The sequence below is a fragment of the Caulobacter sp. BP25 genome (genome assembly GCF_002737755.1).
GTDB lineage: Bacteria > Pseudomonadota > Alphaproteobacteria > Caulobacterales > Caulobacteraceae > Caulobacter.
The window spans coordinates 159,272-174,222 of sequence record NZ_PEGH01000007.1 but is presented as its reverse complement, the minus strand read 5'-3'; the positions used below and the strand labels follow the sequence as shown (position 1 = coordinate 174,222).

At 61.8% G+C, this 14,951-nt stretch carries 12 protein-coding genes; 6 read left to right on the top strand and 6 right to left on the bottom strand.

Annotation, left to right across the window (positions count from 1 at the left end; genetic code table 11):
* Nucleotides 1-310 precede the first annotated feature (310 nt).
* The 6 genes from CSW59_RS04685 (at nucleotide 311) to CSW59_RS20535 (ending at nucleotide 8,044) form a co-directional block, all read left to right on the top strand.
* Nucleotides 311-1,177: a DUF2726 domain-containing protein gene (locus CSW59_RS04685; RefSeq protein WP_161495016.1), complete on the top strand. Its 867-nt coding sequence runs from the start codon at nucleotides 311-313 to the stop codon at nucleotides 1,175-1,177.
* A 449-nt stretch (nucleotides 1,178-1,626) separates the two neighbouring features.
* A complete protein-coding gene (locus CSW59_RS04680; protein WP_099442934.1) occupies nucleotides 1,627-2,919 on the top strand; it encodes a metallophosphoesterase in 1,293 nt (430 codons plus the stop codon).
* On the top strand, nucleotides 2,916-4,016 hold the full coding sequence (locus CSW59_RS04675; protein WP_099442933.1) for a GTPase-associated system all-helical protein GASH: 1,101 nt from the start codon (nucleotides 2,916-2,918) through the stop codon (nucleotides 4,014-4,016). Before CSW59_RS04680 ends, CSW59_RS04675 begins: the two co-directional genes overlap by 4 nt.
* 9 nt (nucleotides 4,017-4,025) lie before the next feature.
* Entirely contained in the window at nucleotides 4,026-5,051 is a 1,026-nt protein-coding gene (locus tag CSW59_RS20540; protein ID WP_255408966.1) for a hypothetical protein, read from the top strand.
* A complete protein-coding gene (locus CSW59_RS04670; RefSeq protein ID WP_099442932.1) occupies nucleotides 5,051-5,986 on the top strand; it encodes a hypothetical protein in 936 nt (311 codons plus the stop codon). Before CSW59_RS20540 ends, CSW59_RS04670 begins: the two co-directional genes overlap by 1 nt.
* Complete coding sequence (locus CSW59_RS20535) at nucleotides 5,987-8,044, top strand: hypothetical protein (protein ID WP_143754946.1); 2,058 nt, start codon at nucleotides 5,987-5,989, stop codon at nucleotides 8,042-8,044.
* Between the two features lie 275 nt (nucleotides 8,045-8,319).
* Here CSW59_RS20535 and mobF read toward each other — a convergent pair whose 3' ends face one another.
* The 6 genes from mobF to CSW59_RS20530 all read right to left on the bottom strand — a co-directional run bounded on the left by mobF (nucleotide 8,320) and on the right by CSW59_RS20530 (nucleotide 14,949).
* On the bottom strand, nucleotides 8,320-11,061 hold the full coding sequence (gene mobF / locus CSW59_RS04665; protein ID WP_099442931.1) for a MobF family relaxase: 2,742 nt from the start codon (nucleotides 11,059-11,061) through the stop codon (nucleotides 8,320-8,322).
* Nucleotides 11,061-12,872 carry a type IV secretion system DNA-binding domain-containing protein gene (locus CSW59_RS04660; protein WP_201722715.1) on the bottom strand — a complete coding sequence of 604 codons (1,812 nt, stop codon included), beginning with the start codon at nucleotides 12,870-12,872 and terminating at the stop codon, nucleotides 11,061-11,063. Before CSW59_RS04660 ends, mobF begins: the two co-directional genes overlap by 1 nt.
* On the bottom strand, nucleotides 12,869-13,249 hold the full coding sequence (locus CSW59_RS04655; protein WP_099442930.1) for a hypothetical protein: 381 nt from the start codon (nucleotides 13,247-13,249) through the stop codon (nucleotides 12,869-12,871). The genes CSW59_RS04660 and CSW59_RS04655 overlap by 4 nt, the downstream gene beginning before the upstream one ends.
* 247 nt (nucleotides 13,250-13,496) lie before the next feature.
* Nucleotides 13,497-13,982 carry a hypothetical protein gene (locus tag CSW59_RS04650; RefSeq protein ID WP_099442929.1) on the bottom strand — a complete coding sequence of 162 codons (486 nt, stop codon included), beginning with the start codon at nucleotides 13,980-13,982 and terminating at the stop codon, nucleotides 13,497-13,499.
* Nucleotides 13,983-14,035: 53 nt separating this feature from the next.
* Nucleotides 14,036-14,218 (bottom strand): helix-turn-helix domain-containing protein, encoded by a 183-nt coding sequence (locus tag CSW59_RS04645; protein ID WP_099442928.1) that lies wholly within the window; start codon nucleotides 14,216-14,218, stop codon nucleotides 14,036-14,038.
* Nucleotides 14,219-14,313: 95 nt separating this feature from the next.
* On the bottom strand, nucleotides 14,314-14,949 hold the full coding sequence (locus CSW59_RS20530) for a hypothetical protein (protein ID WP_143754945.1): 636 nt from the start codon (nucleotides 14,947-14,949) through the stop codon (nucleotides 14,314-14,316).
* Nucleotides 14,950-14,951: the final 2 nt, after the last annotated feature.

Here is a 14,951-nt window from a genome sequence, read left to right as displayed (position 1 = left end):
CGACCAACGGGCGGGTGCTAAACCGCATGGCGCTTCCATACCTAACCTACCGTCCGGGTCAGAGTGCCTCTCGGTAAGCGCAGCCTTAGTAATATCCTTTAAGTTGCGCCAAAGCTTGTCGTTCTAGCTTCGGCCAATGGTCCGTTCCCGCGCCGCAGTCTTGGCTGTCTTGTTCGTCATAGTTTCCGTACATGGTGACGCGAACGCCAAAGCCCCGAGGCATCGTCACACAACCCATGCCGCCGGCAGGACATCGGGCCAGGGAAGCAACTTTGGCGCCGTCAGCAAGGCGGCGCCGGAGACGCAGGCGGTGGCGTCCGCCAAGCGGGAGGGACCGGACACCGGCCGAAAGCGATGGTGGCGACTCTTCGGTATCGCAGCCTGGGGTGGCTTCATCATCTATGGGGCGCTGTTGACCGGTCTGCGGTTGGCGCACCGGATTTCAGCGCGCCAGCGCGCAGAGGGCGAGATCGAGGCGCTGAGGAAGGCTGGCACTGCCTGGCGGCGGCGCGCGGAGACGGCCGAAGCCGAGGTGCGGACGTCAAAGGGACGGATCAGCGAGCTCCAGCAGGATAATGCCCGGCTGCGCGCCGATCTTGCGCGCCAGGTTGAGGCGGACCAGCGTTTCACTGGCATCCACAAGGAAGTCGAACAGATCCAAGCGCGAATGGACAATGTCGCGGCCGAAAGAGCCGGGGCGATCCTAGACCAACATCTAGCGCATCTGCAGGCGGCCCAGCCTGGCGCGCTCATCAAGGCCAAGGTCCTCAATGGCAAGGAGCGCTCAATGTTCAGGTCCATTCTGAACTGGACCCTGGGGCGCAAGCTGAGACTGCTAGCCCAAGTCAGCATGGGCGAGTACCTGGACACGACCACTGGCGCGAAAGACCTCCGATGGGCCTATAACGACCGGCGCACGGACTTCCTGATCTGTGATCAAGATTGGGTGCCGATGCTGGCGGTCGAATACCACGGCAGCGGGCACTGCTTAGGGCGCAACTGGGAAAGGCGCGACGCGATCAAGGCTAGGGCCCTGCTGCTGGCGAATGTCGGCCTTGTAATCATCGAGAAGGATGATGGGCGGCGAGAAGTCGGTGCCAAGCTAGACGCTGCGTACGCCCGGATCGAGGCGAGCCGTGCTGGACCGCTGGAGGCCCGACCAGTGCCCGGGCACTAATCTTGACGCCGGGAGGGCCTAGACCTTCGACTGGCGCTCTTGCGATGCTTTAGTAAACATGGCTCAATCATGCCCCCTCCCTGGCCGATCCACAGGATCCCTGTCACCGGCGGCGGCGCGCCAAACGCTGACTCTCGCGCACGTCCGAGAACGCGACATTGATCCGCGCGTCGAGAAGACAGACATCGCCCCGTTCCGGACCTTCGGAATCAAACTACACTCTAGTTATGGCGTTCGATCCAGAAGGCAGTCTGCCTAGCGAGCTACAGGACCTAGCTGTGCGTAGACGCGTTTTTGGCCATCGGCTCTGGCACGGCATCAAGGCTTCAGCAGCCTCGTGCCCCCCAATTCAGGTAAACCGAAGCGCTTATCCAGGCAACAGCGCACTTCCTACGGGTTTTGAAGCAAGCTAGTCTCCTCGCCCGGATTCCGGCGCCCAGGGGAACCTCTTGCTACGGCTTGCCCACCTTTCTGATATCCACTTCAGCAATCATGCATCCAAGATCGGCTTCAATCCCGATCGTGACGTTCGATCTGAACTAAAACGCGACCTCGCTGATCAGGTAAAAAAGCGCGGCCCGCTCGACGCCATTCTTGTAACCGGCGACATCGCGTTCGCAGGCAAGCGAGAGGAATATCAGGACGCTGCGGCGTGGCTCGATGAACTGTGTGACGCAGGTGAGTGCTCAAGGTCGTCGGTGTTCGTATGCACCGGCAACCATGACATCGACCAAGCTGTACTGAAGGCAAACTCAGCTATCCAGGATATGCACGACGCTATCCGGCGCGGCCCGACGCATTACGACCGCGACTCAGCACTGATGCGCCGCTTAGAGCAACCCGAAGTACGCAACCTTCTCTACGCTCCCCTCCGCGAATACAACGAGTTCGCCGCACGCTACGAGTGCTCGTTCTTCGGGGGCAACGAGTCTTTTGCCTGGGACCGCGACCTTCAGCTCAATGACGGATCGATACTCCGCATTCGGGGACTGAACTCTGCGCTGCTGTCAGGTCTATCGGACCGAGAGAAGTCGCTTTTTTTGGGCACGAATGCGTGGACGATGCCCAGGCACGATGGTGTCGAGTACCTTTGCATGTCGCATCACCCGCCAAACTGGTTGCAGGATGGCCGGGAGTTTGAGGTCGGCCTCGATCGAGCGAGGATCCAACTCTTCGGGCACGAACACGATCAACGCATTACGCCGGCTCGAGACTACGTAAGACTCTACGCGGGATCTGTGAACCCACACCGCTCCGAACCAAGTTGGCAGCCAGGATATAACATCCTGGAGATTTCTATCGAAACAGGTGACGGCGTGCGGAACATGGTTGTCGATGCTCACGTCCGCGTATGGCGGGGGCCGCCACCGCTATTTCGAAATCATGACGACAAAGACGGCACCCCCTATCATAGGACCGTGATCAAGCTGGCCGACTGGTCGCCGCCATCAGCGTGGCGTCCAGAACCGGTCGTGTCACAGGAAGAGCCTACCGTGCCGTCGCCCCCTGGCGAATCAACGAAGCCCGCGACGACGATGACCGTTCGAGAGCTGGTCCATCGGTTCTTCCGGCTGAGTCTGTCGCAAAAGACGGAAATCGTCGGCCGTCTCGACCTAGCTAAGGAAGAGGACAACGCGTTGCCAGACGTCGAACGCTACAAGCTCGCGCTTCTGAGGGCGAAGGAGGCAAACCAACTGAACGACGTCGGCGAGCTGATCGAGGAAATGGAGAAGCGCGGATGACAACCGCCCCGATGCAACGCCTAGGGATGATCTACAACTCTCTCGGCCTAAACACGTCCCCGGAACTTGTTTCCGCAAGATCCACCTCCGCGATGGCGATGTTGGCAGGCCTTCAGAAGGCTCAACTGGTCCCGCTCGCACGCGCGGCACTTCGGCTGGCAAAGCCGGAGGAGCTGGAATTCATTGCGACCGGGCTAAGTGGAGACGACCCCGCCTTCAACCCTGCCAGCGGGGACGCCGAGATCTCGGCTGTGGCATCGGCGATGCTTTGGCATTTGATCGATACCGTGGGGCAATTTCGCGGATTGGCTGCCCTGGCGGTTGTCACCGCCGGCTTCGGCGGCGCCCGTTCATACATAGACCCTGGGCTGGCGGATCATGCCAACGCAACCCTGGCTTCCCTTCAACAATCTGCGCGCCCGCGCCCGAGTAGCGCTACATACCGTAAGCAGCCGGTGACGAAGGAAGACTTCGAAGGACTTGAGACCCAGGGGAACAACAACAACTTCCAAGCGGCAGCCCCTCACCTCAAGAAGCTGATCGCAGCCAACCTCAACTACACCATGAACGGCTTGCAGGACTTAGCAGGCCAGCTCCAAGGCATCCTGAACCATCAAGCACGCCTCGAAGAGGAAATGAAGATTCATTGGTGGCTTGTGGGAAGCTGGAGCCGCGAGCAAGACAAGGCTTTTTCAGACATCCCGCTTCCGGAGGCCGCACTGCTTTCAGGAAAGGAGCTGGCGGACCTCACATTCACCGAAATTGGATTGTCCAGCGCCCCAGGCATTCTGGATCTCCAACTTCAAAAGGGGCGAAAAGGCATTTCAAAGGCACTTCCGTTGGCGGATATTGTGCTGGCAACCCCACTAGCCACGAGAGCAGATTGGACGAGCGAACTATTAGCCGAAGCGACAACTGCCGCTTTGACGCCATCGGCTTTTGCCGCTGCTCTCGCCGTAGATAGCAATGATGACCCAGATTGGCGCCCGCGATTCCAACGATTGACAGCAATTGATCCAAATACGGCGCTTCTACCGTTGAACGCCGCGATACAGTTCTACCGGGAGCAACTGCTCCTGTGGCAGCTCCGGAGCTAGCGCGAGCGAATGTCCGAGGTTGCCGAACGCAGATGCAGACAACCAGGATGCGGGGGTCCCGCGTCCGGAGTGTGCATCGAGAACCTCTCCTTCGACGAATGCCCGAACCTTGTACTCGCCGGGCTTGATGACAGCGGGTCCGAACAGGGTGCAATTTCTAACGAGTCACAGACACCCGAAGCCGGACTTCACCAAGATCTGGTCCGAACGGGAAACGCCGCAAACCTAGATGTTCGAGGCTGCGACGCGCTACTCCGAGCACGATCGGGCATAGTGATTGCAGTAGTGGCTGCTCCAGAGGTGGGAAAGACCACTCTGTTGGCGACACTCTACGAGCTGGTTCACAGGGGCATGCTTCCGGGATTTGGGTTTGCAGGAAGTGAGACGCTTCGAGGTTTTGAGGAACGTTGCTTTCTTTCACGAACGAAATCCGAACGGTTTCAACCCGATACGCCGCGTACACCTGCCCGTGCGGAGCTCACATTCACCCATATTCGCATCGCACGTCCCGGCGCTGTTTATGACTTGGTCATGGCTGATCGTTCGGGGGAGCATTTTCAGCGAGTTCTCAACACACCCGGTGCCATCACATCATTCGAAGAGCTTAGTCGCGCGGACGTCATTATCCTTCTTGTCGATGGCGAACAGCTTGTGAAAAGCCCTCACCGCCCGCGGTCTGATGCGCGCCGCCTATTCATGTCTCTGCAACAAGCAAATCTGGTCCGCAATCGCCCGATTTTACTCGTTGCGACTAAGCGTGATCTCGTTGCTGAAAATGACATTACCAGACTTGAGGAGGAACTTGCTGACCTTCAAGCGGACCTAGATCAGCGAGAGCCGGGCCTAAATTTGCAATCCATGGCGACAGGCGCGCGCGCCCGCCTTGGTGGAGAGTTCGGCGAAGGTTTCGACAAGCTTGTAGCGGCGCTCTTTCCGGTGAAGTCGAGCGGAACTTTCACGCTGCAGGTTCCGAGCTATGACGGCACGGATACACTGGAAGAACTAAACCGCCCGCTTCGCTCAAGGATCTCATAATGACCGGCCAACTTCTCATCGCCGGTATGCCAAACTCCGGCAAGAGTACATTCATTGCTGCGCTGAGGTATCTGGTCACTTCGCGAGAAACCCAAACTGCACTCGAACAGACTCGCCTCTCGGACAATGAGGCCCACTTCAATCTCCTCGAAGAGCGCTGGCTGGCCGGCGAGCGGATGAAGCGCACTCAGAACCCATCAGAAGCATGGGTGACGCTCCACGTCCGAGATAGGGAGAGCGGTGCGGAAGCGGACATATCCATACCCGACTTGAAGGGCGAGCGATTCGAACAGCCCGCCGCCGCTGGCTTTTGCGATCACTCGCTCTATGACGCGCTGGTAGCGTCAGATGGCCTTATGGTGTTCACGAATGCCGACCGCAGTGCTGACGATACAATGATCGGAGAGATGGACGATGTCGTCAGTAGCCTTGAAGCGGGCACTGGACCGGCCGAACCGTCGACTGACGATCAAGCATCATCTCCTCTAGTCGCCCAACCGACACAGCAAACAGAGCCCCCGGCCCCAGCGGCATCCATCGCGCCGGCACGGTTCGACCCTTACGACATGCCTGAACAGGTAAAGGTGGTCGAACTCCTGCAGATGATGAATCGACGGCCTCAATCAGGACGGCGAAGGAAGCTTGTGGTGGTAATTTCTGGATGGGACGCGGCGGAGGAGGCCAGCAAGTTGACGCCAGAGGCCTGGTTGGCGAAGTACCGCCCCATGCTGTCTCAGTTTCTCGAATACAATTCCGATCTATGGGCTCCGCAAATCTACGGCGTCAGCGCCCAGGGCGGCGTCCTGCCACGCGACCGAGCAAAGCTGGTCGCTATCAGAAAGCCGGCAGAACGCATCAAGATAGTTGGACACGGTGCTCAGACGCATGATCTGACGGCACCGATACGATGGCTGATGGCGCCTGAGGCGAAGTAAATGACCGGGCGCACGACTGCGCAGTTTGAGATTGATCAGACTCTGCACGGCTACCGTCAGGGTCACCGCTGGCTCACCGGATCGGTCCGCTTTGAGGGCGAGACCGAAGCAACGCTTCTCGCCCTAACTGACCTGCTGACTCAAGACTTGGACGCCAACGAGTCGTCCTACCTGTCGGGTTTCCCTCTGAAGGCGGTGAACAAATACGCCCTAACGCGAACATGGGCTGCCCATGAAGCTCATCGGCCCGGCAGCGTTTGGAGTCACTCCATAGTCCTCGACTATGCGGCGCTCACGCTTCTTGACGACCCCACGATCCTTCTCCCCCTGTTTCGTCGCCCCGACGGCGGACCAGACCAAGGCTATCAACAGCGCATCCCGTCCACGGACCTCGGATCCGCTTTGACTCGACCAGGCCTATTGCCGACACGCGATTCTGAGCAGAGAGCGATTGAGGCGCTACAGCAGATCTATGGGTCTCAGGCTCGGCGCACTATCTCTCTTCAGGCGAGCAATGAAGAAGACGATGAATCTCTCTCCCTCGAAATCTGGCGCCAAATGTGGCCCGGCCTCCGACGTGATTTCGCTTTCTTTACCAAGGTACGCGGTGAAGTGCCCGAAGTCTCCGCCAATTGCATTCTTCAATTTCGGACTGATTGGCAAGGGAGAACCAGCTTAAGCGATCCGGGACCGGAGCTTAAGGCGTTCCATATTCTCGCTGATGATCTACAGCTACCGGGCCCAACGGAGTTACGACGCTACCTTGGGCGGTACGCATTCGACGCTAAGGAACCACGCCGAGCAGTGCCGGCGCTTGTTCTTATGCATGAATGTCGGTCAGACCCCGCGCGGGTTGCGGCTGAACTCGCGACTCGGTTTGTGCCCGGGACAGCTCCTGCTCGGCTCAAGCGAGACGTTTTACTTCAAGTCACCAATTCCGATGACGTTATGCGCGTGGCCGATGTCATTAGCGCGTTCAAGAACGACCCAATCGCCGCCACTCCCGATGAAATCAAGCAGCTAGCCAACTCCTCTCTAATGCGATCAGCAACGTCGATCGCAACTCTTCTGCAATCGACCTATCCAAGCTCCCCCGGCGAACTTGGTGATGCCGTAATGCACGCGATCACAGAAAACTCCCCTCTAGAGGAGCTCGCTGCCGCAAACATGACTGGAGAGATGCGACTTCGGGCGCTTCATCTGCGCCCGCAACTTGCAAATAGTGAAGTATTTTGGACCAATGCCGACGGTCAGCGCGCAGAGCTTTTGGAAAATGCTCTTGAGATCGTCCCCCACCCTGTAGGCCTGATCTTGGCTCTGGGTAACCGTATCACTGCGCCCGAAGCAGAGCGAATTCTGGGACGCTTTGGCGAAGACGCAGAACTCGCTCTATTCGAGTGCGCCCGAGCCAGTCTGCCAGAACGTGACGCTTGGTCGATCGTGCAGATCTTGGCGCGGCGCCCAGGCTTCCTTGTCAGAGAATCCTTTGCTGAACGCCCGGTCGGCCTCTCTGTCTTGGACGCCATATTGGCGACCCTGTCTCCGCATCTTCAATTCCAGCCTGATGTCGTGGGGCGATGGTTCCAGCGCGAACGCCCTACACCTTCGGCGATCGATACCGCCCCATACTTTGCCGCTGTCGCGACGACAACGGCGATCTCCGTGCCGCCCCCGCTTTCGACCGTTCTGCTTATCGCCAGCTTCGACGCCGTCTATCGTGGCCTTGAACGATGGAGCCTACCCGGATCCGCTCGGGAGTTCGTTGAAGCTCAAATCGGCCGAAGGTCCAAAGAATGGCGCCTGGTCGACAAGCTGGTCGCAGCATTAGTAGATTATTACGGCGGACCTAAGGATGTCCATCAAGATGTTCTTCTCGTCACGCAAGATAACGACGCTATTAGGGACATTGTTTCTCGAGTCGATGACAAGGGTGGAAAGGGCGCTTTGGATCGACTTCTCTTGCGCCTGGAGAATGATCAACGACCTGAACTAGCCACACAAAGAAGTTACGTGCGCGCCGTGATTAAGCAACGTAACTCAGCAAAGTGGCTCTGGTAGAAAGCGGCTGCACTGCGCCAAGTATCATCAACCGCAGGGCCCAAACTGCCAGGGGCTCGGCGGCGGCGCAGCCGTAGAGCCCGGTCGCGCGCTTGAGCGCGCGAGGCGCCCGAACCTATCGGCCGCAGACGAATTTCCTACCATCGCGCTCCGGCTTAGACCCGCCAGCGGCGGACGCTTGGGGGAGTTAGATTACGTTTCGCTCTAAAACTTCTAATTCGGCAGCGGACCTTTCCAAGGTCTGAGAAGAGTCAAAGCTCCCTGTTCAGGCTCTACTAGCGCGCAGAAATATTTTCGAAGCCGCCCAACGCGTTGGAGCTTTCCGCTCTCCGCTCCGCCACCCCCACCGCCAACTTCCCCCTATCGTCGGTGTAGACCACGGCCTCGCTCCGCGCCCTCGACAGGGCCACATACATCGACGCCTGATCGACGAGGTTCGCCCGCCCGCTCTCCGCATGGACCATGACCCGCTCGGCCGTGCGCCCCTGGGCGGCGTGGGCGGTTTGGACGTAGGCATGGCGGAGATGCTGATCACGCGCCAGGTCGAGGGATAGGATCTCAGCGCGCCCATCCGAGCGGAGTACCTCTACCGAACGAGCGTTGAGCACGCGCGTCACGTCGGCCTGCCCGCCATTCGCGCGCCCGTTCGCTGGGTCATTACGGGTGAACTCGACCCGGTCCCCCTCACGTAGCTCCCGCGTCTCGCGGGTAAAGGCCTCGGCCTTGCCCCATTGCCCCGGCGCCCAGTCAAGCGCCCTACCCGTCTCGCCGACTAGAGCCAAGCGCCCCCGCTCAGCATCGACCCCCGCGACCGTGAACGCTTCGCCGCGCCGAACGCCATGGGCTTGGTCGCGCTGGGTGAACACCACCACCCCGCCGACGCCATAGCTATCGGCCTGGCGCGCCTCTGCCTTGGTAAGGTCCTTGGCGACCAGAACCGAGGCGACGATCGCGCTCTTGCCGAGCGCCCCCTGCGCAATCAGCTCGCGTCGGATCTCGGCGTTGAGCGCTTCGCGGCCTTCGCGTGAGGGATCAATGACGACAGTCCGCGCGCGCTCCTGCGAGGACAGCCGCGCATAGTCCGCCGCCAAGCTGGCGCGGCGCGCCTCGGGCGTCGCCGCCTCGATGATCCGCCCGCCGCCAGCGTCCAGGGCCTCAAAGGCGCGGCGGATCTGGCCTTCAAGCGTTGCCTCCACCGCCTCCTTGGTCTTGGCGTTTGTCTGCCGGACGATCTCGGTCAGCCGCGCGGTCTCCATGCCCGCGCCCTGCAACTGCGCGAACGCCGCGCCGGCGCCGACAGAGCCGAGTTGCTTAGTGTCACCGACCAGCACTGTGCGCGCGCCAACCGCTTCCGCCCGCCCCAGAAGCCGCGCCATATCGCGGGCTGAGACGAGGCTGGCCTCATCCACCACCCACACCTCGCGACGCGGCGCGTGGGCCTCGCCGCGATCGGCCTCTGTCTTGAGATGCCGCGCCAGTGTCTGGCTTTCTAAACCCAGCGCCTGGCCAAGCGTCTGAGCCGCCGACGCCGACGGCGCCATGGCCCGGACCTCATAGCCAGCCGCATCGGCGGCCCTGGCGAAGGTCGCCAGGACCGTGGTCGTCTTGGCCGTGCCGGCGTACCCCTGCACAGCGACGACCTGGTTGCGGCTGGCCAAGATCGCCCGCGTTGCTGCCTGCTGGTCAGCGGTCCAGGCGTGGCCATGATCCTCGGCCGCGAGCACCGTGCTGGCAACGATACGCGCCGCCTCCACCGGACCCGCGATCGGCTGCGCCATGCCTCGGCCGCGATACTCGGCCCGGAGCAAAGCAAGTTCGTCGCCGATGTTCTGGCGCGTTGTGAACCCCGCGCCCTCCGCGCCGCGTCGATCGCTGTGAGTTCTGGCCTCGAGATCCCCGACCTCTGCCGCCCTGCCGATCGCGCCTAACACCTCGGCCTGTCCCGCCCGCCCCATGAGCCGGCGGCCAGCCTCTTTCTCAAGCTCGGCGGCGCCGAACACAGATTGGCGCTCGCCAAGCTTCTCGGCCGCGAAACCCACGGCCGCGCGCGCGGCCGCCTCGGCTTCGCCTTGCTGGGCGAGGCGATCCTCCACGGTCCGCCGCTCGGCCCGGGCCGTGGCCTGATCCATCAAGGCAAAGCGCGCCTCACGATCAAAGCCCGCCGCGTCCGCGCTCGCCCGCCAGGCCGTGACAAGATCGGCCCGGTCGTGCGCCTCTTTGGCCATGCGGGTGTCGAGGGTCGCCATTTGGCGCTCAGCGGCGCTGGCGGTCTCGCGGGTCTTGCCGCGCTCGGCCAGGTGCGCCTCGATCTGCGCGGCGCGATGGCTGAAGGCCTTGAGCGCCGTCTCCGGTACGCCGGCCAGCTCGAAGGTCGACTCCTTGCCCACGGCGAGCGCGTAACCCAGCCGCTCGGCGGCGGCGGCCAACTCCTGTCGGTAGATCTCGCCAGCGGCCTTATGGAGCTGGAAGAAGGTTCGTCCCTCCTGGCTGCGCCAAGTCCCCTCACGGTCACGCGTCGCATTGAGAATGACGCTGTGCGTGTGGAGCTGCGGATCTTGGGCGCGGCTGGTCTCATGGCGGAAGGTCGCCGCCGCGAGGTTGCCGGTCTTCACGTGGGCGACCTCCGCGCCTTCGCGCACCCGGGTCGCCGCGCCATGGCGCTCGACATAGGCCAAGGCTCGGCGCGAGGCCTCATCATGGGCGGCGATCAAGCGCGTATCGCCCGCGACCAGAGCCATGACCGAGACCGACTTGGGCGCGCTGAAGGTCAGATCCCAGCCTGGCCGATGCTCGCGCTCCCCGCCCCGGTGCGTGCCCAGGACTTGGCCCGTGGGCAAAACACCATCCAGCAGCGCCTTGAAGGCGTCGCGATCGACCTCGCCTGAAAGACCCAGCGCCTTGGCGGCCTCGCCGCGCCATTCGCTGGGGGCAAGGCCACCCTCTGCATAGTAGTCGTCCGCCTCGTAGTAGCTGGCGGCCTGAGCCGAACTCGAAAGGCCGCTGATGGTGGCGACCATCACACAGGCCCACCGTCCGGGACGACAGCGTTGCTCTGACCCCGGCTCGGTAGCCGCCCCCAGAAGGTCGCGGCAATATCGCCAGGGATGAACGCCGGATGGCGCGCTGTTCCTCGAGCGGCGATGTGGCGGTTGTTGAGCACGATCCGCGCGGCGGGACGTCCGTCGGCCAACTGCAAGACGCCGTGGAAGCGCGGCAGCTTGAACTCGCTGTCGATCAGCGCAGGCCGGATCTGGCGATGGGCGGCGAGCGAGGTTCGGCCCTTGCCGACTTCAAAGGCCAGGGACTCGGTCGCGCCGCGCACCTCCACCTCGACATCGCCGATGGTTTGGCTCGCCCATCGGCGGCTGTCGCTGTCGGTCATCTGAAGAAAGAGCTTGGTGTTGCAGCAGCCCAGGAGAGCCTCAGCGGCGTCCTTGCCGTAGCGGTCACGCATCTGCCCGATGGCCTGGAAGGTGATGACGACCGCCGCGCCGAACTTGCGCCCCTGGGGCAGGAGGCGCGTTAGCTGATCGACAGCCGGCATGTCCGGAAGCTCGTCGAGCATCATCCAGACGCGGCGATCGGAATGCGGCTCAAGACCAAGGATCGCGCCGCAAGCGCACTCCAGCCAGCAGGCCAGCAGCGGCCGCATGGCTTCGAAATAGTCTTCCTTGCGCGGCACGAAGACCCAGGGCTTGGCACCTTCGTGCGCATCTAGTCCCTTGATGAAAGCCTTGAAACTGAAGCGCTGCCCATCGCCGGACTCCGCCTTCAGGTACTGCAGCAGGTTCACGACCTCGGCCAACATGAAGAGCACCGAGGCGGTGGCGCGGTCGGCGTCCTCCTCGAAGGTCCGCGCCGACGAGGTGTTGGCCAGCCAGTGACGCAGCTCATCCTTGCTGGCGAGGCAGAGCATCTCGATCAGAGCGGCGGGCTCGCCCCGCCCCTCACGCCAAAGCTGGCGCATGACGTTGGCGACCAGAGCGCGCGCCGCCAGTGTCCAGACGTCGTCGGCCGCATCACCCCTGGCGGTGACGAGCTGGGCGGCGATGCGGTCGGCGTCGGCCGGATGGGAGATCTCGTCGAACGGGTTCCAATAGGCGCCGCGCGCGTCGAAAGGATTGAGGATCACATCGCCGCGTTCTGGCCGGAAGTAGTGAGCCACGAACTCGCCGGAGGTGTCGTAGACGAGTGCGGTCTCTCCCCGCGCCTCCAGGCCGTCGAGCCACTGACGCAAAGCCGTGGTCTTGCCGCTACCAGGGGAGCCGATGAAGGAAGCGTGGCGGGTCTCAAGATCCGTAGGGATCGCAACCTCGCCAAGACGGAGCGCTTGCTCGCCCGCCGACGGCTCGGTCATTCTGGCCAAGGCCCGGGCGCTCAACACGTCCGCGCCCCGGATGACCCGATCGCGAGCGGCGCGACGGCCCCAGCGATCCATCACCGCCGACCAGGCGAGACTGGCCAAGGCGCCTAACACCGCGCCAAGGCCAAACCCTCGAAGGCTCGCGCGGACCAGTGATGACCAGGCGCGCGCGGCGGCCGGCGTTGCGATGATCTCGCGGGCAGCGACATCGAAGGCGCCGCGCCGACCGGTGATCTTCACGGTCGGCTGGACCGGCTGGCCGTCGGCGAGCCAGAGCTTGAGGCGCGCCTCGACATAGGCTGTTCCCAGCATCCGCTGAGGGCCGCTGGTCTCGCGCACGATCAGCGCCGCCATAGACAGCGCTACGATAACAAGCGTGATCTTGGCATAGCCGGCCCAGCGTTGAAGCGCGGCGCCAAGTCCATGGGCGACGAGCCCCTGGCCCGTCTTGATCGGCGCGCTCATGACCCGCCTCGCGCGAGGTCGCGCTGCCTTCGGTAGGCCTCGCCGGCGGCTTCGGCGACCGCGTCGTCCAGGACTTTGGCGTCGCGCGCGCCGGCGAGGGCGGCCTGACGTGCGTAGCTGTAGGCCGCTGCCGCGCTGTAGAGCGCTCGATCGGCCAAGCGCTCCAGCCGCTCAATTCTGGCCAAAAGTTCGCCGATCAGGGCCGCGATCGGCTCCTCCGCCGCTCCCGGTTCCGAAGCGCCGGCTAGCGCCGCTAAGCCAGCTTCCATGGCTCGGGTGCTGGACTGGTAGAGGCTAACGCCATGAGCCTCGGCATGACGCCGGAGGAAAGCGATCTGCGCCCGCGTGAGGCGGAGCGAGACAGGCGTCCGGCTCATCTCCGCCGCTCCCGACGCATGCGGTGCGCTTTCGCTGGGAAGCCCATAGCGGCGGGAGGTTCGACATTAGGCGGCGAACCTGCGCTTGCGGACCGAAAGCGCAAAACCCCCGCCTGCCCTTGGGGGCACGCGTGCGACGGGTGTGTCCTCCTTTCCCCAAAGTCAGAACCGTTGTGAGGCGCGTTTGGGGTTACCGGGTAACCGGCCCAGCCAAGAGATGTCGTGGAGCGAACGGATGCTTGCCGGCTCATTTCGATCTCCCGATCGAAGATCCTGGCTTCAAGGTTGCGCCGATGGCCCATGCCCGCTCGACGGCGTCCGCAAGGGGCTGGGGGAGCGGCTCCATATGCCATCGGGGGAAGGAGAAGGCGCCACGCCGGAGACTCCCAAATTCCACCCTGTGGTAGGTGACGCGATCCTCCCACTCGTGCCGATCGACATCCCAAAAGACGAGCGAGTTGGCCGGAGCGCCCATTACGCGGAGCGCCAACGAGGCGAGACCCTCTATGTCGCCGGTCGGGTGCTGGGGGGAGCCGGGGATGTTGAGGAACGCCACGTGATGCTTGTCGCCGATGGCGCAGCGGACCATGTGGCAATGGCAGACGCCGCCATGCCTGGTCATGAAGCGGATGACTTCATGCTCGGGCAGCTTGCGGCGAGGTTTGAAAAGGCTGGAAACCTTCATCGACGCGCCTCGCTGCGGGCGATGAGGCGCGAAGTATCGGTCGGACATGACATCGTCTGTCCTCTCCTATTAGCAGATGGGCGGCTTGGGATAGGTGGCGACTAGGCGTAGAGGCTGCGGAACCAGCGCTCGGCCTCCTCGGTCGCTATCAGCGTTTTTGAGCCGATCTTCAGCGTCTTGATCTGCTGGTCGCGGACCAGGAGGTAGAATTTAGACCTGCCGAGCCCGTAGACCCGGCAAAACTGGTCAACCGTGATCGCTCTCGGTTGCTCGTAACTATACATCAGCGTGCGCTCCCATTCGGGTGGAACCACACAGATGAGAGACTAGCCAAGGAGAGCGCGCATTCGGGTGCAGCAAGCTGCGTCCAAGGGAAAAATCAGCCCCAGAGGCCGGCTCTGATTTCAGCGACGTCGCGAGCAACGGTGTCTAGTGCAACTTCCTGATCTGAATCTTCCCGGAAAGCTTTCGCGATCGCTCTATTGGTCATCCCCGCACGACTTAATACATAGGGCTTCAGAGCTTCTATGCGTTTCATTTTCTGCACTTCAAGCTGCCGCCCCCTCACGTCACCGCCTTCCTGCTGCGCCGTCTTCTGATTTTCGAGCGCTTGAGATCTAACCAAGACATCCTTGTCATCAGTTATAGAAGAAAAAAGTGAAATCGCGGACGCGAATCCATACGTAAATGAAGCAAATCTCACGTTGTTTTCATCCAATCTTGCGATCTGCATAAATACTTCGTCTATGCAGTTTGCAATTTTGATGAATTTTCCCGATTCTGACTTATCAGTGCACCTGCTATCTATGAGCGAGCGCACCAACAGCTCCCCAACATTCTCCATTGAGTAATGACTCTCAATGACCTTCCGCCGAGAAGCTACAATGCTTCTGCAGTAATTTGTAATTTTTACATAATTACCACTCTTTTCGGCATCATCTAATAGCCTATAAATATCAGAGGTTATCCCATGTAACTTAGAATTACCGCCTCTTGGTAGAATTTTTCTAGTCACCC